Origin of the sequence: Brachybacterium sp. (assembly GCF_036379615.1) — a bacterium.
In the GTDB taxonomy this organism is placed as follows: Bacteria; Actinomycetota; Actinomycetes; order Actinomycetales; family Dermabacteraceae; genus Brachybacterium.
The window spans coordinates 40,010-61,299 of sequence record NZ_DASVGJ010000018.1 but is presented as its reverse complement, the minus strand read 5'-3'; the positions used below and the strand labels follow the sequence as shown (position 1 = coordinate 61,299).

Below are 21,290 nucleotides of genomic sequence, written 5' to 3'. Positions count from 1 at the left end.
GGAGGCACTATGTCCCTCAGCTCCCTCGCCCCGCACTCGGCGCCGGACCCTCGCACCGACGGCACCGCTCCCCAGCCCCGTGGCACCTACCAGGTGCGCACCTTCGGCTGCCAGATGAATGTCCACGACTCCGAGCGGCTCACCGGCATGCTCGAGGACTCCGGCTATGTCGCAGCCCCCGCCGGGGCCGACGCTCGCCGGGGCGAGGTCGACATCATCGTGTTCAACACCTGCGCGGTGCGGGAGAATGCCGCCAAGAAGCTCTACGGCACCCTCGGGGCGCTGCGGCCCGGCAAGGACGCCAACCCGGGCATGCAGATCGCCGTCGGCGGCTGCCTCGCCCAGAAGGACCGCTCCGCGATCGTCGAGGCCGCCCCCTGGGTCGATGTCGTCTTCGGCACCCACAACCTCGGCTCGCTGCCGGTGCTGCTGGAGCGCTCGCGCCACAACACGGAGGCACAGGTCGAGATCCTCGAGTCCCTCGAGGTCTTCCCCTCCACTCTGCCCACCCGGCGTGAATCCGCCTACGCCGCCTGGGTCTCGATCTCCGTGGGCTGCAACAACACCTGCACCTTCTGCATCGTGCCCTCGCTGCGCGGCAAGGAGAAGGACCGTCGGCCCGGCGAGATCCTCGCCGAGGTCCGCGACGTCGTCGACTCCGGCGCGATCGAGGTGACGCTGCTGGGGCAGAACGTGAACTCGTACGGCGTGGAGTTCGGCGATCGCGGCGCCTTCGCGAAGCTGCTGCGGGCCTGCGGTGAGATCGACGGACTGGAGCGGGTGCGCTTCACCTCCCCGCACCCGGCGATGTTCACCGACGACGTCATCGAGGCCATGGCCGAGACCCCGAACGTGATGCCGCAGCTGCACATGCCGCTGCAGTCCGGCAGCGACGACGTGCTGCGCCGGATGAAGCGCTCTTACCGGTCCAAGAAGTTCCTGGGAATCCTGGATCGGGTGCGGCAGCAGATCCCCGAAGCGGCGATCACCACCGACATCATCGTCGGCTTCCCGGGTGAGACGGAGGACGACTTCCAGCGCACCCTCGAGGTGGTCGAGGCCTCCCGCTTCTCGAGCGCCTTCACCTTCCAGTACTCGATCCGCCCCGGCACGCCGGCAGCGACCATGGAGGGCCAGCTGCCCAAGGAGGTCGTCCAGGAGCGCTTCGAGCGGCTCACCGCGCTGCAGGACCGCATCACCCTTGAGGAGAATCTGGCACTCGAGGGTCGCTCGGTCGAGATCCTGGTCGCCGAGGGCGAGGGCACGCGGGATTCTCGGACCGACCGTCTCTCCGGACGGGCCCGCGACCACCGACTGGTCCACTTCTCGCTGCCTGAGGGGATCGCGCAGCAGGACCGCCCGCGTCCCGGCGACCTGGTCACCGCGATCGTCACGCATGCGGCCCCGCACTACCTGATCGCTGACAGCGCTCTCGCTGTGACCGACGGCGCCGGGCCGGGTCTCGGTCGAACGCCGCTGGAGCGCTTCTCGGTGCGGCGCACCCGCTCCGGGGACGCCTGGGAGGCCGGGGAGCTGGGGCTGGACGCCGGCAGCTCCTGCGGCACCGGCGGGGCCTCCGCCCCGAGCGGCCCGGTCGTCCTGGGGATGCCCAGCCTGCGCATGCGCTGAACCCGGCGCCCCGTCCGCACTCGAGAACGGCACCTCTTCCCCGACGGGGTGAGGTGCCGTTCTGCGAAGTCGTCCGGTCGCCCGGTCGGGCGGTTGGACGGGGCGGTCGCCCGGTCGGGCAGTGCGGTTGCCCGACCCGGTGGTGCGCCTCAGCTGTCGAGCTCGTCGAGCTCCGCTCCGAGTCTCTCCTCGAGGCTGTGGAAGAAGGCGATCACCGTGCTCAGTCCGCACGAGATCGCGTTGTCGATCTGTGCGTCGAGCGCTCCGGTGCGGAAGTCCGCAGCCAGCTCGCCGTAGACGCCCAGCAGGCCCTCCGACTCGCGGCGCACGTAGACCTTCGGCCAGATCCGGTTCATGTTCCACTCGTTGCAGAGCTTGACCATCTCGACCTTGCGCGAGACGTCCACGGAATGGCTCCAGCGGCCACGGGTCTGGAGCACGCCGTGCTCATCGCCGGAGACCATGAACTGGAATCGGTAGTCGTCGAAGCGAGCACGCAGGATCTCCGGGTGCTCCTCGTCCTCGACGAAGGCGTAGCCATGTCGGGCGAGGCTCCCCTCGACCCTCGACAGGGACAGGGGGGCGAGCTCGTCGGTCGAGTCCTTGCCCGCCTGAACAGGGGACTCGTTCGGTGCAGTCACTTCCCACCTCGGGCGTTCGGCGTCGGGGTCCACAGCGATCCGAGGGATCGGATCGCGGATCACCCTACTCCCTCCTCCTCGGAATGGGCTCGGTGACGACCGTGATCCCGCTGACCCTCCGACTGCGGTGCCGTTCAGGGCGGGTCCTCCCGCCGATAGCATGCCGATCATGGATGCCTCGGACCCATCGCCCACGCCCCGCGGGAGCGCACCCGTCGGCCGCGGCAGCACCGAGGGCAGCCCCTTGATCGCACTGGTCGGCGCGACCGCCACCGGTAAGTCGGACCTCGCGATCGCCCTCGCCGAACGGCTCGACGGGGAGATCGTCAACGCCGATGCGCTGCAGCTGTACCGGGGCATGGACATCGGCACCGCCAAGGTCACCGAGGCGGAGCGCCGTGGCGTCCGGCACCACCTGCTGGACGTGCTGGAGGTGACCGAGGAGGCGAGCGTCTCCGCCTATCAGCAGTCGGCCCGGGACGCAGTCGCCGGCATCCGCGCCCGGGGGAGGGTCCCGATCCTGGTGGGTGGCTCCGGTCTCTACGTGCGCGCTGCGCTCGACGACATCGAGTTCCCGCCCACGGATCCCGAGGTCCGCCTCCGTCTCGAGCAGCGCGCCGCCGAGGAGGGCGTCGCGGCCCTGCACCGGGAGCTCCTGGCCGCGGATCCCGAGGCGGCGCGGACCATCGGCCCCCGCGACACACGCCGGATAGTGCGCGCGCTCGAGGTCGGCGAGCTCACGGGACGACCCTTCGCCGCTTTCCTGCCCCGGCCCCATCATCACGATCCGAGCACGGTCCAGCTGGGGCTGCGACTGGACCGGGCGCCGCTGCATGAGCGCATCGCACGACGTGTGCACCGCATGGTCGATGACGGCCTGCTCGCCGAGATCCGCTCCCTGCGCGAGCAGGGACTGGAGCAGGGCCGCACCGCGCGTCGCGCGATCGGCTATGAGCAGGGACTGGCCGTGCTCGAGGGCACCATGACCTGCACGCAGGCGATCGAGGACACCATCGCCGGTACCCGGCGCCTGGTGCGCAAGCAGGACACCTGGTTCCGGCGGGACCCGCGGGTGCACTGGCTGGAGGCTGACGCGGGCGAGGAGCTCCTCGATCGGGCGACAGCCCAGATCGAGGCGGCGGTCACGGCGCCGGAGGCGCTCGGGCCGTAGGCTCGGGACCCATGACGGAGCACATCGACTTCACCAAGGGCCACGGCACCGAGAACGACTTCGTGGTGCTCGACGATCCGGAGGGCCGGCTCCAGCTCGATGCCGCCGCCGTCATCGCGCTCGCCGACCGCCGCGCCGGCATCGGAGGGGACGGCGTGATCCGCGCCGTCCGCACGCGACGGGCAGGGATCGATGCCCCGCAGGACGCTCCGGAGTGGTTCATGGACTACCGCAACGCCGACGGCTCCCTCGCGGAGATGTGCGGCAACGGGGTTCGGGTGATCGCCGCCCACCTGCGGCGCGCCGGCCATGTGCACGAGGACAGCTTCGCGCTGTGGACCCGGGCGGGCGTGCGCACCGTCGAGATCCTCGAGGCCCCCGCCACCGACGGCGCCCCGTGGTCGGTGCGGGTGGGGATGGGGCGGAGCCGGCTGGTGCCGGAGGCGCGAGCGGTCGTGGTCGACGGGCACCACCTGGAGGCGGCTGACGTCGACATGGGCAACCCCCACTCTGTCGCCTTCCTCCCCGAGGACCTCGCGCTGGAGGATCTGGATCTGACGGTCCGCCCCCCGGTGGCCGATCCCGCTCCTGCGGAGGGGACGAACATCGAGCTGGTCAGCCCCCGCGGTCATCGCCACGTGGCGATGCGGGTCCTCGAACGAGGAGTGGGGGAGACCCGCTCCTGCGGGACCGGGGTGGCTGCGGTCGGCGTCGCTGCGGCGCTGCGTGCCGGGGACGACTCCCGCGAGCCCTGGACCGTCGACGTCCCGGGCGGGCGGCTGCAGGTGAGCTGGGCACCGGACGGCGAGGTCCTGCTCACCGGGCCCGCCCAGCTGGTGGCGGACGGCACCACGCTCGTCTGAACAGGCCCTCAGGAGCTCGGTTCGGCCGGTCCCACCTCGAGCACGCGGAATCCCTTCGCGCTCGCGACCTTCTCGACGGTGCGGTCGGGCAACTGCTCGCCGAGCCATCGGGCGAGCGGATCGGCGCCGAGGTTCCTGCCCACCACGAGCGCGGCGGTGCCCTGGGGGGCGAGCCGCGCCGTCCACTCCCGCAGCAGCTCGTGCAGGGCCTGCTTCCCGATGCGGATCGGCGGATTCGACCAGATCGCGTCCGGTGCGAGGTCCTCCGGGACCTCCTGCGGGGTCACGACCCTCACGTTGTCCAGGCCCGCACGCCGGGCGTTCTCCGTGGTGAGCTCCCGAGCGCGTTCGCTGACGTCCACCGCCCACACCGTCGACTCCGGATGCAGCAGGGCGGCGGTGAGCGCGATCGGACCCCAGCCGCAGCCGAGATCCACGATCGTCGCGCCACGAGGAGGGTCGGTGATCTCGTCCAGTCGATCCAGCAGCACGGCGGTCGCCTTGTCCAGGCCCCGACCGCTGAACACCGAGGCGCTCGAGACCAGATCGAGATCGCGCCCGGCCAGGCGCACCCGGAGCGGGAAGCGACGATCGTCGGTGGCAGGGGAGGGGGTGAAGTAGTGCTCGTCCACCCGAGCAGGATACGGAGCCGCAGGGTCCGACGGGGCCGACGGGGCCGATGGCGCCGCCGCGGACGGTCTCCGCAGACGGCCTGCGCGGACGACCCCTGCGGACGATCTCCGCGCGAGGCACCGCTCCGCCCAGCGCAAAATCCCTCGACCCGCGCCGCCGGACATGGGATTCTGGGGACCTCGATATCCCCCACCCGAGGAGTGCCCACACCGTGCCGATCGCCTTCCACCCCGAACCCGAATCCGACACCGACGTCGACGGGACCAGCTCGGGAGGAACCGGGGCCGCGGAGCACTCGAGCAGTGCGGACCAGCCCGATGCCACCCCCGCTCCCGTTCGGGACCCGCTCACCGAGCGGATCCTCGCCCGGGGCGACGCCTCACTGTCCGCCGTCACCTACGGCTCCGAGGCCGACGGCGAGCAGTACGATCTCGCCGATCGGCAGGCCCTGCGCCGTGTGGCGGGTCTCTCCACCGAGCTCGAGGACGTCACCGAGGTCGAGTACCGCCAGCTCCGGCTGGAGCGAGTGGTCCTCGCCGGTCTGTACACCACCGGAAACGCTGAGGAGGCGGAGGTCAGCCTGCGCGAGCTCGCCGCGCTCGCCGAGACCGCCGGTTCCGAGGTGCTCGACGGGGTGCTGCAGCGCCGCGCCCATCCCGACCCGGCGACCTTCCTGGGCAAGGGCAAGGCGGCGGAGCTCGCCGAGATGGTCGCCGGCAACGGTGCGGACACGGTGATCGCCGACGGCGAGCTCGCCCCCGGCCAGCGCCGTGCACTCGAGGACGTCGTCAAGGTGAAGGTCATCGACCGCACCGCGCTGATCCTGGACATCTTCGCCCAGCATGCCAAGTCCCGGGAGGGCAAGGCGCAGGTCGAGCTCGCCCAGCTCGAGTACCTGCTGCCCCGCCTGCGAGGCTGGGGCGAGTCGATGTCCCGCCAGGCCGGTGGCCAGGTGGGCGGCGCCGGCGCCGGCATGGGCTCCCGCGGTCCCGGCGAGACGAAGATCGAGCTGGACCGGCGGCGCATCCGCGACCGCATGTCGAAGCTCCGCCGTGAGATCAAGGCCATGGCCCCCGGCCGAGAGGCCCAGCGTGCGGACAGGCGACGCCACCGGATCCCGGCCGTCGCGATCGCCGGCTACACCAACGCCGGGAAGTCCTCGCTGCTGAACCGGCTCACCGGGGCCGGGGCGCTGGTGGAGAACGCCCTGTTCGCGACCTTGGACCCGACCGTCCGCCGCACCACCACCCCGGACGGCCGCGAGTTCACCTATGCGGACACCGTCGGCTTCGTGCGGCATCTGCCCACACAGCTCGTTGAGGCGTTCCGCTCCACGCTGGAGGAGGTCGGCGGCTCCGATCTGCTGCTGCACGTGGTCGACGCCTCGCATCCCGACCCCGAGGGGCAGATCACAGCGGTGCGCACGGTGCTCGGCGAGCTCGAGGGCTTCGACGTTCCCGAGATCGTGGTGCTGAACAAGACGGACATCGCGGAGCCGGAGACCATCGCGCGGCTGCGCAGCCAGGTCGGCGACTCCGTGGTCGTCTCCGCGCGGACCGGGGACGGGATCCAGGAGCTGCGCGAGCTGATCGCCGAGCGTCTGCCGCGCCCCGCCATCGAGGTGGACCTGGTGGTCCCCTATTCCCGAGGGGATCTCATCTCCCGCGTCCACACCACGGGGGAGGTGCTCTCGGAGGAGCACCTGATGGAGGGCACCCGCCTGCACGCCCGGGTGGACGACGCCCTCGCCGCCGAGCTCCGCAGCACCGTCTGAGCCCGGGAGGCTGCGGCCAGTCGCAGGGCGCCTGAGCGCACGGTGGGGGAGGCGCGGATAGGCTGAGCGGATGACCGCCGCGACCGAACACCCCACCGCTCCCGCGGCAGGCCGCATCCCTCTGGACACGCTGATGGACGCCGCGGTCACGGCGATCGGAGGGAGCCCGCGGCCCGGCCAGCAGGCGATGGCCGAGGCCGTCGACCTGGCGATGTCCGGTGGCCGCCATCTGCTGGTGCAGGCGGGGACCGGCACCGGCAAATCCCTCGCCTACCTGGTGCCTGCGCTGCGCCACGCCCTGGTCAGCGGGCGACCGGTGGTCATCTCCACCGCGACCATCGCGCTGCAGAGCCAGATCGTGCGCAAGGACCTCCCTCGCCTGGTCGAGGCCGTCGCTGCGCACCTGCCGCGCACGCCCACCTTCGCGCTGCTCAAGGGGCGGGCGAACTACCTGTGCAAGCACAAGATCGCCGGTGGCTATCCGGTCGACATCGAGCCTGGGGCCCTGTTCGCCGAGGCATCGACCGACCCTTCCCGCGGCGGCGGGGAGCGTCTGGGGGAGCAGGTGCGTCGCCTGCGCGAGTGGGCCGAGGAGACCGACAGCGGCGACCGCGACTCGCTCGAGGACGCGGTCTCGGACCGCGCCTGGCGGCAGGTCTCCGTCACCGGCACCCAGTGCATCGGCAACAGCTGCCCGATGGTCGAGGACTGCTTCGCCGAGCGCAGCCGCGAGATCGCCCGTGAGGTCGACATCGTGGTCACCAATCACGCCCTGCTCGCCATCGACGCCTTCGACAGCCACGGGATCATACCCGATCACGACGTCGTCGTCTTCGACGAGGCGCACGACCTCTCCGCCCGGGTCACCAGCGCCGTCACCGATGTGCTCACGCCGGGCATGCTGCGGGGGACGGTCCGGGACCTGCGGAGCCTCGCCGTGGCCGCGACCGCGCTCGACGACGCCTCCGAGGAGCTGCGCGAGGCCCTCGAGCTCTCACCGGACGGTCGGGTGATCGGTGATCTCCCGGAACGGCTCGCCGACGCCCTCGTCCAGCTCCGCGTCGAGGCGCGCACTGCACACTCGGAGGCGAAGGACGCCGGTGGGGACTCCTCCGCCGGTGCCCGCAAGACGGTGCGCGCGACTCTGCAGGAGATCATCGACGTCTGCGAACGGCTGACCGCGCCCGGCGAGGACGACGTGGTCTCCATCTCCCACTCCCAGGCCACAGGCCGCTCGAGCATCCAGGTGGCTCCGATGAGCGTCGCCGGCGCCATGCGCGGCGCGATCCTGGAGGAGCGCACCACGGTGCTCACCTCGGCGACCCTCGCCCTCGGCGGACGCTTCGAACCGGCCGCCGGTGAGGTCGGGCTGGCCAGGACGGCCCGCATGGACCCCGAGGAGGTCCCGCCCCTGGAGGATGCGAACGCCTGGGCCGGGCTCGACGTGGGGAGCCCGTTCGAGTACCGACGTCAGGGGATCCTCTACACCGCGCGCCACCTGCCGCAGCCGGGCAGGGAGGGGCCGTCGCCGGCGATGCTGGACCACCTCACTGAGCTGGTCGAGGCCTCCCGCGGCGGCGCGCTGTGCCTGTTCTCCTCGCGGAGGGGAGCGGAGCTCGCGGCCGAGCACGTCCGGGCGCGGCTCGACCTCACGATCGCGGTCCAGGGCGAGGATTCGATGGCGAACCTGGTGCGCACCTTCCGCGAGGACGAGGACGCCAGCCTGTTCGGCACCCTGACCCTGTGGCAGGGCGTGGACGTCTCCGGCAGATCCCTGCGCCTGGTCACCATCGACCGGATACCCTTCCCGCGCCCGGACGATCCCCTGACCGCGGCCCGCCAGGAGCGGATCGGCCGCCGCGGCGGGAACGGGTTCATGTCGATCTCCGCGCAGCACGCCGCACTGCTGCTCGCGCAGGGTGCTGGGCGCCTGATCCGTTCCGACGCGGACCGCGGCATGGTCGCAGTGCTCGATCCGCGGCTCGCGACGGCGCGATACGGCGGTTTCCTGCGGGAGTCGATGCCGCCGCTGTGGCCGACGGCGGACCCGGAGGTCGCTCTGGCCGCACTGCGCCGCCTCGCCGACGGCTGAGCACTGCCTCATCTGCGGCCGCGCACTGCCTCGCCAGCGGCGGAGACCGGCGCGGCCTGCGGCGGAGACCCGTCCGGCCTGCGGCTGGAGCGCCTGAGCGACCTGCAGGGGCGGTCACACGGTGCGCAGCACCGCCACGACCTTGCCCAGGATCTCGGCGTGATCACCGAGGATCGGGGCGAAGGCCGGGTTGTGGGGCATCAGCCACACGTGGTCGTCCCGCTGCACGAAGGTCTTCACAGTGGCCTCGCCATCGATCATGGCGGCGACGATCTCCCCGCGCTCCGCGGTGTTCTGTGACCGCACGACCACCCAGTCTCCGTCGCAGATGGCCGCGTCGATCATCGAATCGCCGACCACCTGGAGCAGGAAGAGGTCGCCGTCGCCGACCAGGCGCTGGGGGAGTGTGAAGACGTCCTCCACCTGCTCCTCGGCCGTGATCGGCACACCGGCCGCGATCCGGCCCACCAGCGGCACGGACACGGAGTTCGACACGATCTCGGGCTCCGGCGCCGAGGCGGGCGGTGCCGGTGCGTCGTCCGCATCGGGCATCACGACCTCCATCGCCCGCGGCCGCTTGGGGTCGCGACGCAGGAATCCCTTGCGTTCGAGGGATTGGAGCTGATGGGCGACCGAGGACGACGAGGTCAGCCCCACCGCGTCGCCGATCTCGCGCATGGTGGGCGGATAGCCGTGGGCCGCCACCGCCTCGTTGATCGTCACCAGGATCAGACGCTGCCTGCGCGTGAGGCCCTCGGTGCGCTCGTCGGCCGGGGCGTCGCCGCGCGCCCGGGTCGGCTTGGGGGTGCTCGGCGTCATCGTGAGGCCTCCTGGCGTCGTCGTGCGGGCGTCGTCTGTCGGACCCTCGCGGTTCTGTTGTCCTGTGACCCACAGTAGGTCGGCTCACCGCGGAATCCAAACATGTGTTCGAGGTTTCTGTTGCGTGTCGCGGACGGACCGGGTTACAGTCGCACAGACATTCGATCGAACAGGAGTTCGGACATGCGTACCGCCACCGTCACGGTTCTTCCCTTCCCGTCGCAGGAGGCCGCCCGTCACGGGCAGGATTCTCGAGCACGCGTTCGACTCGAGCCCACCCGGCGCGGCAGGATGCTCCTGACGGCGTCCGCCTTCCTGCTCGGCCTCCTGGTGGCCGCCGCCGTGCTGCTGCTGGTCGATCTGCCCGCGCTGGCCGGGACCGAGGGCCAGCAGCCCGTGACGATCACCGTCGAGGCCGGCGACACCCTGTGGGGCTACGCCGAGGAGCACGCGCCGAAGGGCATGAGCACGCAGGAGTACGTCGCCGAGGTGCGTGCCCACAACCACCTGACCACCCCCCGCGTCACGGCCGGGCAGGAGATCGAGCTGCCGGCGGTCGAGGGCGCCACCCGCTGAGGCGCTCCGGTGCCGGTACCCTGAGCGGATGCACTGTCCGTTCTGCCGCCACTCCGATTCCCGCGTCGTGGACTCCCGCACGTCCGATGACGGCGCGACCATCCGACGGCGCCGTCAGTGCCCCAACTGCTCGCGTCGCTTCTCCACCTCGGAGACGGCCTCCCTCTCGGTGCTCAAGCGCTCCGGGGTCAGCGAGCCCTTCAGCCGGGCCAAGGTGATCTCCGGGGTGCGCAAGGCGTGCCAGGGGCGACCGGTCAGCGACGACCAGCTCGCTCTGCTCGCCCAGCGCGTCGAGGAGAGCATCCGCTCCAGCGGAGTCGCGGAGATCGACGCCCATCAGGTGGGTCTGTCCATCCTGCAGCCGCTCCAGGAGCTGGACGTCGTGGCGTATCTGCGTTTCGCGAGCGTCTACCAGGGCTTCGACACGCTCGAGGATTTCGAGGCCGCGATCGCGCGACTGCGCGCAGAGGCACCTCAGGGCGCCGGGTCCGCGCCTGCCTGAGGGGTGACGCCAGGGGAGCGGAGCGGCTCCTCGGGTGGCACCGAGGCGGCGGTCCGTCCACATTTCGCGGATCTGGTGCGGAGACACCGGTTCCTGTGCATAAGATATCCCTCGTGCGCTCTCGCAGTGCACACCAGATCGGCGGTCGTGGAGGGGAAGCCACGGCCGCCGATCCTCGTCCCGAGGCCGGTGGTGCGGCCGGGACGGCACCGTGTCCGTGGGCTCCCCAGGCCCGTCCCCGGGGAGCCGTGAGCAGTCAGTCCGAGATGCCGGCGGGAAGATGGCGGCAGTGGATGACTCCGAGGTGCTGGGTCGGCCGGCTCATCGCCACATAGAGGTCTCCGGCGCCGTGGGCGTCGATCAGCTCTGCAGGCTCCACGATCACCACGGCATCGAACTCGAGGCCCTTGGCATCCTGAGCGGTCATGACCGCGATCTCGTCGTCCACGCCCGCGGACCCGACGCCGATGGCCGGCAGCCCCGCACGGGATCGTAGGACGGACACCAACTCCCCGACGCGCTCCTGCGCCGCGATGACGGCGGTCCGTCCCAGCCGCTCCTCGTGCACGGCGGTCACGGCGTCCGCTGCCCGCGCAGCGAGCTCGGCGTCCGCCGTCCTCTCGATCAGCGGATCCCGATCGCCATCGCGCACGGAGCTCACGGCAGTCACCGGCAGGTCGTGCGCCTGGGCCATCGCGACAGCCCGGTCCATGATCCGGCGTGGGGTGCGGTAGTTGACGGTGAGGTGCTCGACCTGGAGCCGGTCCTGTATGTACGGGGACAGTGCTGCCGCCCAGGAGTCCGTTCCGCCGGCGGAGGAGGTCTGGGCGACGTCACCGACCACGGTGAACGACTTCGTGGGGGCCCGACGCATCAGCGCTCTCCAGCTCATCGGGGAGTGCTCCTGCGCCTCGTCGACCACGACGTGGCCATAGGTCCAGCTCCGCTCGGCGGAGGCGCGCTCGGCGAGGGTCCTGCCGTCGCGGACCTGGCTGACCTGGTCCGCCAGGTCCTCGGCGCGGACGATGCCCGAGGTGTCGATGTTCTCGATGACCTTCCGTGCGTACTCGACATCTGCCTTGCGGCGCTCGGCGTCGTCCCGCGCGCGCGCCTCGGCCGGTGCCGAGTCCTCGCCGAGCAGCTCGGCGACCTCGTCCAGCAGCGGGATGTCCTCGACCGTCCAGGGGGAGTCCTTGGGCCGGGCCAGCAGGTCGATCCGCTCGGCGAGGGACTGGGGTGCGGCGGCCCGCAGCCGGTCCGGTCGGGAGAGGAGGATCCGCAGGAATCCCTGCGGGGTGTAGGGGAGCCAGGCGAGGTTGAGCTGGCGCTTGACTTCGGGATCATGGCGCAGGTCGGCGAGGAGGTCCGGGCGGTCCTCGGGGATGACCGTGTTCCCCTGTGCCTTCAGCGAGTTCTCGTAGCTCTCGACCAGGCGGTCCATGGCGGCGCGGACGAACACCGCACGTGCCGCGTTGTGGGGCTTGTGCGAGGCGCGGGCCTCCCGGCGGGCGGATCGGATCGCCTCCCGGGTGAGGGTGAGGGGGACGCCGTCGACGCGCAGGGAGACGTCCTCGCGGGGAACCACCTGCCGCTGCTTGACCGCACTGCTGATGAGCTCGGCCATCGCGACGTCGCCCTTGATGCGTGCGACGTCGTCCTCGTCATGCAGGAACGTCTCCACGCCGGGGAACAGTTCGCCGGGGGTGAGCATCACCACGCCGGACTCGCCGAGGCTCGGCAGCACTCGCTCGATGTAGCGCAGGAATCCGGTGGTGGGGGCCATGATCAGCACGCCGGTGTGCTCCAGGCGCCGCCGATGGGTGTAGAGCAGGTAGGCCGCGCGGTGCAGTGCGACCGCTGTCTTGCCGGTGCCGGGGCCGCCCTGGACGACGAGCACGCCGCGGTTGTCCGAGCGGATGATCCGGTCCTGCTCGGACTGGATCGTCGCCACGATGTCGCCCATGCGCCCGGTGCGCCTGCCGGAGACTGCGGCGAGCAGAGCGCCTTCTCCCTGGAGCACGACGTCGTGGTCCCGGCCCTCCAGGACCGTCTGGTCCAGCACGTCGTCCTCAAGCCCGACCACCGTGCGTCCCCGGCTGATCAGATGCCTCCGCAGCCGTACCGCGAGGCGGTCCGTGCTGGTGGCTCGGTAGAAGGCCGCCGCGGCCGGGGCTCGCCAGTCCACCAGCAGCTGCTCCCGGTCGGAGGTGAACAGTCCGATGCGGCCGATGTAGTGCCGGGCCGCGTCGTCCATGTCCAGGCGCCCGAAGACGACGCCCCGCGCGACCGAGCGCAGGAGCGCGAGGCGATCCTCGTACAGCGCCATGAACGAGTCCCGCTCGGACCGGTTCTGATGGGTGGAGGCGTGCTGTGAGCCCTGGATCTGGTCGAGATTTCGCTCGACCTGGGTGATCAGCTCGTCCAACCGCTCGTAGAGCCGGTCGGCGTATGCCTGTTCACGTGCGATCTCCCGGGCGATCTGTCCCTCAGCGTCGTCCACGGCCCTGCCTCTCACCCTGTGCGTCCTCGTGCCGCCCCTTCGCCCGGTGGACCCCGGATCTGCGAAGCACGGTGGTCCATTATGGTGGACGGGCCTGGGTTCGTGAGCCATCAGGTGAACGTCGTCCGGTCGCCAGTCAGGGAGGAGCCATCATGCGTGACCCCCGTGACCTGTACCGGTTCGAGTCCACCGAGGTGCTGGAGGCCGTGCCCCGCTCGGGGCTCACCCTCGTCCACGCGCTGCCGGGGATGGTCGATGCCGGCAATGCCTGCCGCATCGCCGCGACCTACCTCCGGGACGAGCTGCGCCACCTTCGGCTGGTCTCCTTCGACACGGACGAGCTGCTCGACTATCGCGGCGCCCGGCCGCATGCGACCTTCGACGGGACCTCCTATGTGGACGTGGAGATCCCCGAGCTGACCCTGTCCCTCATGTACGACGAGCGCGACCGTCCCTTCCTCTTCCTCGACGGTCCCGAGCCTGACCTGCAATGGCGCCGACTGACCGAAGCCCTGATCGACCTCGTGGAGTACTTCGACGTGGCGCGCGTGGTCGGCATCCAAGCGGTGCCGATGGCGGTGCCGCACACCCGTCCCATCGGCCTGTACGCCCACGCCAATGATCCGTCGTTGCTGGGCAGGCCCGGCACGCGGGCCACCCCGGCACCGGGGACGACGCCGGAGGCGGGCGAGGAGGGGACCCCCGAACTGGTGATCCCGGCGGCGTTCAGCGCACTGCTCGAGCACCGGCTGGGCAAGGCGGGGCATCCGGCGATGGGGTACGCGGCCCAGGTCCCGCACTATCTGGCACGGACGGACTTCCCCGGCGGCGCGCTCGCGCTGCTGCGCCGGGTCAGCGAGGCGGCCGAGCTCGATCTGCCGCTGGTCCACCTCGGTGATCTCACCGACGCGGCGACCGTGGCGCTGCAGGGAACGATCGCGCAGAACGCCGAGGTGCGACAGATCGTGGGCGCCCTCGAGGAGCAGTACGACTCGATGAGCGAGGAGGGTGACTCCTCCCCGCTCGCGACCACCATGGACCTCCCGACGGCCGAGGAGCTCGGGGAGCACTTCGAGCGGTTCCTCGCCGATCACGACGGCGACTCCCCGGAGGAGCCGCCGTCCCGCTGACTCCGGCACGCCGTGGGGGAGACCGTGCGGGGAGACCGCGCGGACGGACCGCTCACGCTGCCGGAGGCCAGTTCGTTACCTCTTCGTGATCGGGTCTCGGCCGTCTCCGTGTGAACCGGGCCACGGTCATGACAGAATGAAGCTGTTGCGGTGATGCAGGTCCAGCAGGACAGTCCGACGACGGTGCCTCGGCACGCAGTACGGCACGCACCAATGCGCCACCCGCTCCGGCGGGGGACGGCTTCACGCGGCACCGCGATCGCGTCGTGCGATCGATGAAGGACGACACAGAAGGTGACAGGTATGGCACAGGGCTCGGTCAAGTGGTTCAACGCCGAAAAGGGCTTCGGATTCATCGAGATCGACGGAGGCGGCGCTGACGTCTTCGTTCATCACAGCAAGATCGACATGGACGGTTACCGCGCGCTCGACGAGGGTCAGCGCGTGGAGTTCGAGGTCACCCAGGGCGACAAGGGTCCGCAGGCCGAGCAGGTCCGCCCCCTCTGAACGACGGTACTTCCGTAAGCATCGCGGACCGGGCAGGAGCATCGCGCTCCTGCCCGGTCCGTCGTCGTCGGCACGGCCGCAACGGGGGCGTGGCCCGGTGAGGGGCGTGCGAGCGCGTGCGGCTGCGCCTCCGCGTGCGGGTAGACCCCGGCAGGAAGACCCGAGCGCGGAGATCTCAGCGAGGCGGCAGCACGCGACCGGCCCGCGCGAGCGCCTCGACCTGGGGCGGTCGCGCCAGCCGGACGGAGACCGCATCCGATCGCAGATCGCGGTCGATCGCCTCGGGGAGAGGCTGGCGTGAGGCGAGCAGGACGCAGTTCCCCCGCCGCTTGCCCGAGAGGTGTGCCGGCTCGGCGATGACGCCGACGTGCGGGAAGACCGAGGAGAGGGTCGCGACCTCGTCCGCCATCAAGCCGCTCCCGGGCGGTGCCGCACAGTTCGCCAGGTAGATCCCGCCGTCCTTGAGGACCCTGTCGGCGTGAGCGGCGGCCGCGGCCGAGGTCAGCTCCGCAGGGGTGACCGCCCCGCTGAAGACGTCCCGCACCAGGACGTCGAAGCGGTCCTCGCGCCAGGACTCGAGCGCGCTGAGGGCGTCATCCGTGCGCAGCCGCAGCTGCGGTGATCTCGGAAGGTCGAACCACCCGCGCACCTGCTCGGCGAGCAGGGCGTCGATCTCCACCACGATCTGCCGGCTCCGGGGGTGGCGGGCCGCGACAGCCCGCGGCAGCGAGCAGCCCCCGCCGCCCAGATGGGCGAGTTGAGGAGCGGTGGTCCCCGCCTCACCAGGGGTGCCCGAGGTGCTGAACCCCTCCAGGTGACGGTCGATCACCAGGAGCATCCAGCGCATGTACTCGAAGACGAGATGCTCGGGGTCGGGGTGGAGGTGCGAGGACGGCACCCCGTTGACCTCGAGGAGCACCGAGCCGTCGTTCTCCATGGTCAGCCGGGCCGTCCCCGTGGAGAGGGGGATCGGGGCATCGAGGGGACCGAGCTGCGCGAAGGCGGCACGGCGGGAGCGGTCGCGGCGGGACATCGCTCCACTCTAGGAGATCCGATGACCGCTCCTCCCCACTCCCGCTCCCTCCACACCGGGCGGTGGACACCGTCGTCCGTCACACCCCGCGCATAGGTTTCTGGACATCAGGTCGGCGCAGGCGTCGGCCCCAGTCCCGGGAGGAGGAGACAGATGAACCGCACGATGCCCCGCCGCCGAGGTGCCCCGGCGCTCACTGTCGCCGACGCCCGTTCAGTGCGACTGCGTCTGGCCCGCCTCGACCAGGACCAGGCAGATCTCGAACGGGCACGGGACCTTCTCCGCCAGGGCCGCAACCTGACCGAGGAGGATCCGCGCGAGGCCTACGAGCTCGTGCATCGTGCGGCCCTGCGGGGTGCCGGGGTCCTCGTCTCGCGGGCCAACCGCGAACGGCGCCGCGCGCTGCCGTTGAACGTGTGGGCCGCGCTCGAGCGGCTCGGCGGGCGGGACGCCGAGCGCGCCGCCCGCCTGGGCCCCCTCGTGGACGAGCGGATGCGACTGGATCGGGATTCCTCCGCCCTTCCGGATCCGGATCTGCTGCGCCGCCATCTCGAGGAGACCGCCGCGCATCTCGACGAGATCGCCCCTCGCCTCCTCGAGGACTTCCCCACCCACCTCGCCGACCTCGCGGCGGCTGGTTGAGCGGCGAGTCCGGAGCTGGTCGCCGGGCGGTGCCAGGAGCACGGAGGAGCCCGGGTACAGTGCCTCCCGACGAGGGAGGTGCCGATGGACGCGCGAGGTGAGGCGTACGCAGAGGAGGAGCTTCCCGGCATCCTCCACCTGGACATGGACGCCTTCTTCGCCTCCATCGAGGTGCGGGACGATCCGACCCTCCAGGGACTTCCCGTGGTCGTGGGAGGCGCCGGCGCCCGGGGCGTCGTCGCGGCGGCCAGCTATCCGGCCCGCACCCGCGGCATCCGCTCCGCGATGCCGATGGCCACGGCGCGCCGGCTGGCACCGGACCTGGTCATCGTGCCGCCGCGCATCGACGTCTACCGCACGATCTCCGGCCGGGTGATGGAGCTGCTGGGGGACGTCGTCGCGGACATCGAGCAGATCAGCGTCGACGAGGCCTTCCTGGACGTGCGAGGGGCCCGTCGGCTGTTCGGCGAACCTGCGCAGATCGCCGGCCTGCTGCGGGCGCGGATCCGCGAGGAGCTCGGCCTGCCCAGCTCGGTCGGAGGATCCGTCTCGCGAGCGGTCGCGAAGATCGCCTCCGCCCGGGCCAAGCCTGATGGGCAGCTCATCGTGCCCGCCGCCGGTACCGCCGAGTTCCTCGCCCCGCTCCCGGTCTCGGTGATCTCCGGCATCGGCCCCAAGGCGCAGGAGGCGCTCGCGCGGATCGGTGTGCGCACGATCGGACAGCTGCGCGAGATCCCACGCTCCACCCTCACGCGTGCCGTGGGGCCGCGAGCCCCCGAGATCATGGCGCTCGCCGAGGGCAGCGACCGCACGGGGCTGGGCACACGGACCAAGGACCGCTCGCTCGGCACCGAGCGCACCTGGGACACGGATCTCACCGATCCCGCCGAGGTGCGCCGCCGCATCACCCAGATGGCCGATGACGTCGCCAGACAGCTGCGCCGCGGAGGGTTCGTCGCGCGGACGGTGGTGCTCAAGCTCCGCGCGCCGGACGGCACGACGATCACCCGGTCCTCGACCCTCGATCACCCCACCGCAAGCGGGGAGAGGCTGCGGGAGCAGGTGGTCTCCCTGTGGGAACGCGAGCGGTCGACGATGCGCCGGATCCGCCTGGCCGGGGTGCGGGCCGCGCATCTGGAGCCCGCCGCAGGAGTCGCCCTGCAGTCCGAGCTGACCGATAGGTCGGCCGGCTGGCAGGACCTGGAGGCCGCGATGGATCGCGCGCTGGACCGCTTCGGCGCCGACAGCCTGGGCCGAGGATCAACATTCGGCCCCACGGCTGACCTCGCACGACGCCCCACCGAGCAGCCCGGAGCGCCCGGTCCGGACGACGCGGAGACGCGAGGCATGTGAGGAGTGCTCCGCTCGGTTCCCATAACTCAGGATCACGCTCTAAACTGGATGAACCGCCGACGAGGGCTACGGGCCTCGCACGGCGGATGTGGCGCCGACCGGCGCGAGAGGACGGGGACAAGGAGCGGGATCATGCCGCTGTCTGAACACGAGCAGAAGATGCTCGACGAGATGGAGCGCCAGCTCTTCGCGGACGATCCGCGCCTCGCTCGAGCATTCGCACCGAAGACGCCGCCGCGACGCAGCGGGCGTCGCATCCTGATCGGCCTGGGCGCTGTGGTCGTGGGCCTCGGGGTCCTCGTGCTCGCGGTGAGCCTTCCGGCCGTGTGGCTCGGGGTGATCGCCTTCATCGGCATGCTCGCCGGTGCCGTCTACGCGGTCACGTCCCCCGGTAGCTCCTCCGAAGGCACGGCGAGCACCGACGACGGCGGCCGTGGCGGAGACTCCGGCCCCGACGCACCCCGAAAGGATGATGGCGGCACCTTCATGCGCAAGATGGAGGACCGCTGGGAGAAGCGCGCAGGGGACGACCCTCGCCTCTGACCACCGTGGTCGGTGAGCATGCGGGCCGTCGACGGCGTCGCCGCGATCGCAGGGCCCTGACGGGGGCGCCCTGCCTGCCCCGCGGTGGACCACGCACGAGCTGATCAGCTGCTCGCCCTCTCCTCGAGGGTCCTCACGGGCGGCCCGACTGCGCCGTGAGCACGGAACCGTCGCCACGGCCGGCGACCTGGTCGCCGAGCCGCTGTCGACGATCTGCGCCGTCGACGATCTGACCGCCCAGCCGCTGCCGACGATCTGAGCGCGGGGCCGCAGCGTCCTGCGACCTCGTCAGCACTGCCCGGCGTGCGGCCCATTTCAGATCCGCGCGCAGCTCTCGGCCCTCACAGGGGTGCTCCCATCCAGCCCCCGCTCCGCTCCCCACCCTGCTCCCCACTCGGCTCCCCACATTCCTCCACCGGAGCCCTCCACCTCCCTCCACTGCCGCCCCGCGCCTGGACCCTCCCGCCGCGGGGTGCTCTGACCTGCGCTTCTTCAGCTCGACCCGCACGGCGGGAACTCGTCGCGCAGTCGGTGGCACGGCGAGGACGCCACGCCATGCCCGCGTGACGCGAACTTCCCCCCACCTTCCTCCACCTCTGTGACCTGCCACAATGCGGTCGAATGAGGGTCAATCTCGCCAACCTGGGCGCATTGGTGGGGAGTAGTGGGGTAAAGTGGGGCTCGTTGGGAGGAGAGGGAGTTCCGGATCGCGAGCTGCGGCAGGTGAAGGAGGGTGCTGATGTTCCTCGGCACCTTCACGCCTCGGCTCGACGACAAGGGGCGACTGATCTTCCCGGCGAAGTTCCGTGACGAGCTCGCCTCGGGACTGGTCATGACTCGTGGGCAGGAGCACTGCATCGCCGTGTACCCGCTCATGGAGTTCCGCCAGAAGCTCGAGGAAGCCCGCCAGGCGCCCACCACTCAGAAGCGCACCCGCGATTACCTGCGAGTGCTGCTCTCCGGGGCGGAGGACGTCATCCCGGACAAGCAGGGCCGCATCACCATCCCGGGCCATCTGCGCACCTATGCGGATCTGGACCGGGAATGCGCCGTCATCGGCGCTCTCGACCGCCTCGAGATCTGGTCGCTCCCGGCCTGGGAGAGCTACCTCGAGCAGAACGAGGAGGGCTTCGCCGAGACCTCCGAGGAGGTGATCCCCGGCCTGTTCTGAGCTCGGCTCGATGGACTTCCGTCCTGTGAGACCTCTCGTCGTTCCCGCCCCGATGCAACTTCCCCGGTGGCGGGTCGGGAACGACGGGGAATCTGGCAGGACGGCACCGCGCAGACAGCGCGGAGCCGGGCAGGGTCGCAGGACCCGGACCGCCGCAGACAGCACGACAGCAACGACCTCGGGGAGGGGTGACATGGACCAGACGCACAGCGAGCGACCTGCCGAGGATCGGCACGTGCCCGTCCTCCTCCAGACGTCCGTCGACCTCCTGGCCCCCGCCCTGCAGGAGCCGGGGGCGATCCATGTCGACGCCACCCTCGGTATGGGCGGCCATGCCTCTGCCGTGCTGCGTGCCGCCCCGCAGGCTCAGCTCGTCGGCATCGACCGCGATCCCCAGGCGCTCTCCCTCGCCCGGGAGCGGCTGGACCGCGACGGGGTGGGGGATCGGGCCACCCTCGTGCACGCCACCTACGACCAGCTCCCCGAGGTGCTCGCGGCTCTCGGGCTGCCCGGTGCCCACGGCGTGATGATGGACCTGGGCCTGTCCAGCTTCCAGATCGACACCGCCGACCGCGGCTTCTCCTATGCCGTGGACGCCCCGCTGGACATGCGGATGGATCCCTCCTCCGACGGACCCACCGCGGCAGACCTCCTGCGTGACCTCCCCGAGGCGGAGATCGCACGGATCCTCCGTGACCTCGGTGACGAGCGATTCGCCAAGCGGATCGCCCGCCGCCTCGTCGAGCAGCGCGAGAGCGCACCGCTGACCCGCAGCGGGGAGCTCGTCGAGCTGCTCGAGCGGGCGATCCCCGCCGTCTCCAAGGCCAGCGGCGGACACCCCGCCAAGCGCACCTTCCAGGCGCTGCGGATCGCGGTGAACGAGGAGCTCGAGATCCTCGCCTCCGCGATCGAATCCGCGCTGGACTGCCTGCACGTCGAGGGTCGCATCGTGGTGGAGTCCTACCACTCCGGTGAGGACCGCCTGGTCAAGACGGCCTTCACTCGTCGCACCCGCTCCTCCGCGCCGCCCGGATTCCCGGTCGAGCTGGAAGAGCACAAGCCCACCTTCTCCCCGCTCGTGCGCGGCGCCCTCCAGGCGGACGACGACGAGCGCGGCAGCAACTCCCGCGCGGCCTCCGTCCGGCTGCGCGCCCTGACCCGTACCCGATCCGCCGAGAGAGCACACTGAGATGGCCAGCACCTCCGCCGTTCATGCGCCCGCTATCCGCCCGGTCCGCGGGTCCCGGAGCGCTCCCGCCGCGCGCCCCGGTCTCACCGTCGTCGCCTCGCCGAAGACCGCCGGCAGCTCGATGCCGTTCACGATGCTGTGCACGCTGATCGTCGCCGCGACCCTCGCCGCGCTGCTCTACATGAACATCCAGATGTCCGATACGAGCTACGAGATCACCCGGTTGCAGGGCCAGTCCCAGCGGCTCACCGAGGAACGCCAGGCGCTCGTGGAGACCAACGAGCGCCTGGGCACCCCGCAGGAGCTCGAGCGCCAGGCGCGGGAGATCGGCATGGTCCCGGTGTCGAACCCGGCATACATCGACCTCGACACGGGCGAGATCATCGGCGAGACGTCCCTGACAGCGCAGACTGGGAGCGGTCCGGAGCTCGCACAGGTGCCCGCAGAGGTCGCCGTGCCGCCGGCGCAGATCTATGACGAGCCCACCGCCTACCACGGCATGGGCAACGAAGGGGCCTGAGC

The 21,290-nt window shown here is 71.2% G+C and carries 20 protein-coding genes; 15 read left to right on the top strand and 5 right to left on the bottom strand.

What is annotated here, in order from left to right; all coding sequences use genetic code 11:
• Positions 1-9 precede the first annotated feature (9 nt).
• Positions 10-1,629 (top strand): tRNA (N6-isopentenyl adenosine(37)-C2)-methylthiotransferase MiaB, encoded by a 1,620-nt coding sequence (miaB, locus tag VF289_RS03985; RefSeq protein ID WP_330881319.1) that lies wholly within the window; start codon positions 10-12, stop codon positions 1,627-1,629.
• Positions 1,630-1,778: 149 nt separating this feature from the next.
• Here miaB and VF289_RS03980 read toward each other — a convergent pair whose 3' ends face one another.
• The gene (locus VF289_RS03980) at positions 1,779-2,270 is read right to left on the bottom strand and encodes a YbjN domain-containing protein (RefSeq protein WP_330881318.1); all 492 of its coding nucleotides are present in this window, start codon (positions 2,268-2,270) and stop codon (positions 1,779-1,781) included.
• Between the two features lie 169 nt (positions 2,271-2,439).
• On the opposite strand from VF289_RS03980, the gene miaA reads away from it, so the two are divergent.
• The gene (gene miaA / locus VF289_RS03975) at positions 2,440-3,441 is read left to right on the top strand and encodes a tRNA (adenosine(37)-N6)-dimethylallyltransferase MiaA (RefSeq protein WP_414644437.1); all 1,002 of its coding nucleotides are present in this window, start codon (positions 2,440-2,442) and stop codon (positions 3,439-3,441) included.
• Between the two features lie 11 nt (positions 3,442-3,452).
• A complete protein-coding gene (gene dapF / locus VF289_RS03970) occupies positions 3,453-4,304 on the top strand; it encodes a diaminopimelate epimerase (RefSeq protein ID WP_330881313.1) in 852 nt (283 codons plus the stop codon).
• 8 nt (positions 4,305-4,312) lie between these two features.
• Here the strand turns inward: dapF and VF289_RS03965 are convergent, their stop codons facing one another.
• On the bottom strand, positions 4,313-4,936 hold the full coding sequence (locus VF289_RS03965) for a class I SAM-dependent methyltransferase (protein WP_330881311.1): 624 nt from the start codon (positions 4,934-4,936) through the stop codon (positions 4,313-4,315).
• A 212-nt stretch (positions 4,937-5,148) separates the two neighbouring features.
• Here VF289_RS03965 and hflX point away from each other — a divergent pair, with 212 nt between their 5' ends.
• Positions 5,149-6,711: a GTPase HflX gene (gene hflX / locus VF289_RS03960; RefSeq protein ID WP_330881309.1), complete on the top strand. Its 1,563-nt coding sequence runs from the start codon at positions 5,149-5,151 to the stop codon at positions 6,709-6,711.
• Between the two features lie 70 nt (positions 6,712-6,781).
• A complete protein-coding gene (locus tag VF289_RS03955; RefSeq protein ID WP_330881307.1) occupies positions 6,782-8,803 on the top strand; it encodes an ATP-dependent DNA helicase in 2,022 nt (673 codons plus the stop codon).
• Between the two features lie 114 nt (positions 8,804-8,917).
• On the opposite strand, the gene lexA is transcribed toward VF289_RS03955, so the two are convergent.
• A complete protein-coding gene (gene lexA / locus VF289_RS03950; RefSeq protein ID WP_330881305.1) occupies positions 8,918-9,622 on the bottom strand; it encodes a transcriptional repressor LexA in 705 nt (234 codons plus the stop codon).
• Between the two features lie 183 nt (positions 9,623-9,805).
• On the opposite strand from lexA, the gene VF289_RS03945 reads away from it, so the two are divergent.
• Both VF289_RS03945 and nrdR read left to right on the top strand, forming a co-directional pair.
• Positions 9,806-10,198, top strand: a complete 393-nt coding sequence (locus tag VF289_RS03945) for a LysM peptidoglycan-binding domain-containing protein (protein WP_330881303.1) — start codon at positions 9,806-9,808, stop codon at positions 10,196-10,198.
• Between the two features lie 28 nt (positions 10,199-10,226).
• Positions 10,227-10,700: a transcriptional regulator NrdR gene (gene nrdR, locus VF289_RS03940; RefSeq protein WP_330881301.1), complete on the top strand. Its 474-nt coding sequence runs from the start codon at positions 10,227-10,229 to the stop codon at positions 10,698-10,700.
• 256 nt (positions 10,701-10,956) lie between these two features.
• Here nrdR and VF289_RS03935 read toward each other — a convergent pair whose 3' ends face one another.
• Positions 10,957-13,200, bottom strand: a complete 2,244-nt coding sequence (locus VF289_RS03935) for a DNA helicase (protein ID WP_330881300.1) — start codon at positions 13,198-13,200, stop codon at positions 10,957-10,959.
• Positions 13,201-13,352: 152 nt separating this feature from the next.
• Between VF289_RS03935 and VF289_RS03930 the strand changes: the two genes are divergently transcribed.
• Both VF289_RS03930 and VF289_RS03925 read left to right on the top strand, forming a co-directional pair.
• Positions 13,353-14,330, top strand: coding sequence for a PAC2 family protein (locus tag VF289_RS03930; RefSeq protein ID WP_330881298.1), 978 nt, complete (start codon positions 13,353-13,355; stop codon positions 14,328-14,330).
• A gap of 303 nt (positions 14,331-14,633) precedes the next feature.
• Positions 14,634-14,837 (top strand): cold-shock protein, encoded by a 204-nt coding sequence (locus VF289_RS03925; protein ID WP_096164087.1) that lies wholly within the window; start codon positions 14,634-14,636, stop codon positions 14,835-14,837.
• A gap of 175 nt (positions 14,838-15,012) precedes the next feature.
• On the opposite strand, the gene VF289_RS03920 is transcribed toward VF289_RS03925, so the two are convergent.
• Complete coding sequence (locus tag VF289_RS03920; RefSeq protein WP_330881288.1) at positions 15,013-15,870, bottom strand: fused MFS/spermidine synthase; 858 nt, start codon at positions 15,868-15,870, stop codon at positions 15,013-15,015.
• A 153-nt stretch (positions 15,871-16,023) separates the two neighbouring features.
• Between VF289_RS03920 and VF289_RS03915 the strand changes: the two genes are divergently transcribed.
• The 6 genes from VF289_RS03915 to VF289_RS03890 all read left to right on the top strand — a co-directional run bounded on the left by VF289_RS03915 (position 16,024) and on the right by VF289_RS03890 (position 21,288).
• Positions 16,024-16,512 (top strand): SAV_6107 family HEPN domain-containing protein, encoded by a 489-nt coding sequence (locus VF289_RS03915; protein WP_330881286.1) that lies wholly within the window; start codon positions 16,024-16,026, stop codon positions 16,510-16,512.
• 84 nt (positions 16,513-16,596) lie between these two features.
• Positions 16,597-17,865, top strand: a complete 1,269-nt coding sequence (gene dinB / locus VF289_RS03910) for a DNA polymerase IV (protein WP_330881284.1) — start codon at positions 16,597-16,599, stop codon at positions 17,863-17,865.
• Positions 17,866-17,997: 132 nt separating this feature from the next.
• Positions 17,998-18,408, top strand: a complete 411-nt coding sequence (locus VF289_RS03905; protein WP_330881282.1) for a DUF3040 domain-containing protein — start codon at positions 17,998-18,000, stop codon at positions 18,406-18,408.
• A 739-nt stretch (positions 18,409-19,147) separates the two neighbouring features.
• Entirely contained in the window at positions 19,148-19,579 is a 432-nt protein-coding gene (mraZ, locus tag VF289_RS03900; protein ID WP_330881280.1) for a division/cell wall cluster transcriptional repressor MraZ, read from the top strand.
• A 193-nt stretch (positions 19,580-19,772) separates the two neighbouring features.
• A complete protein-coding gene (gene rsmH, locus VF289_RS03895; protein ID WP_330881278.1) occupies positions 19,773-20,768 on the top strand; it encodes a 16S rRNA (cytosine(1402)-N(4))-methyltransferase RsmH in 996 nt (331 codons plus the stop codon).
• Between the two features lies 1 nt (position 20,769).
• Complete coding sequence (locus tag VF289_RS03890) at positions 20,770-21,288, top strand: hypothetical protein (protein WP_330881276.1); 519 nt, start codon at positions 20,770-20,772, stop codon at positions 21,286-21,288.
• Positions 21,289-21,290: the final 2 nt, after the last annotated feature.

Coding starts and splice junctions, on each gene's coding strand:
- miaB (WP_330881319.1), top strand. CDS start 10: ATGTCCCTCAGCTCCCTCGCCCCGCACTCGGCGCCGGACCCTCGCACC.
- miaA (WP_414644437.1), top strand. CDS start 2,440: ATGGATGCCTCGGACCCATCGCCCACGCCCCGCGGGAGCGCACCCGTC.
- dapF (WP_330881313.1), top strand. CDS start 3,453: ATGACGGAGCACATCGACTTCACCAAGGGCCACGGCACCGAGAACGAC.
- VF289_RS03955 (WP_330881307.1), top strand. CDS start 6,782: ATGACCGCCGCGACCGAACACCCCACCGCTCCCGCGGCAGGCCGCATC.
- lexA (WP_330881305.1), bottom strand. CDS start 9,622: ATGACGCCGAGCACCCCCAAGCCGACCCGGGCGCGCGGCGACGCCCCG.
- VF289_RS03945 (WP_330881303.1), top strand. CDS start 9,806: ATGCGTACCGCCACCGTCACGGTTCTTCCCTTCCCGTCGCAGGAGGCC.
- nrdR (WP_330881301.1), top strand. CDS start 10,227: ATGCACTGTCCGTTCTGCCGCCACTCCGATTCCCGCGTCGTGGACTCC.
- VF289_RS03930 (WP_330881298.1), top strand. CDS start 13,353: ATGCGTGACCCCCGTGACCTGTACCGGTTCGAGTCCACCGAGGTGCTG.
- VF289_RS03925 (WP_096164087.1), top strand. CDS start 14,634: ATGGCACAGGGCTCGGTCAAGTGGTTCAACGCCGAAAAGGGCTTCGGA.
- VF289_RS03920 (WP_330881288.1), bottom strand. CDS start 15,870: ATGTCCCGCCGCGACCGCTCCCGCCGTGCCGCCTTCGCGCAGCTCGGT.
- VF289_RS03915 (WP_330881286.1), top strand. CDS start 16,024: ATGAACCGCACGATGCCCCGCCGCCGAGGTGCCCCGGCGCTCACTGTC.
- dinB (WP_330881284.1), top strand. CDS start 16,597: ATGGACGCGCGAGGTGAGGCGTACGCAGAGGAGGAGCTTCCCGGCATC.
- VF289_RS03905 (WP_330881282.1), top strand. CDS start 17,998: ATGCCGCTGTCTGAACACGAGCAGAAGATGCTCGACGAGATGGAGCGC.
- mraZ (WP_330881280.1), top strand. CDS start 19,148: ATGTTCCTCGGCACCTTCACGCCTCGGCTCGACGACAAGGGGCGACTG.
- rsmH (WP_330881278.1), top strand. CDS start 19,773: ATGGACCAGACGCACAGCGAGCGACCTGCCGAGGATCGGCACGTGCCC.
- VF289_RS03890 (WP_330881276.1), top strand. CDS start 20,770: ATGGCCAGCACCTCCGCCGTTCATGCGCCCGCTATCCGCCCGGTCCGC.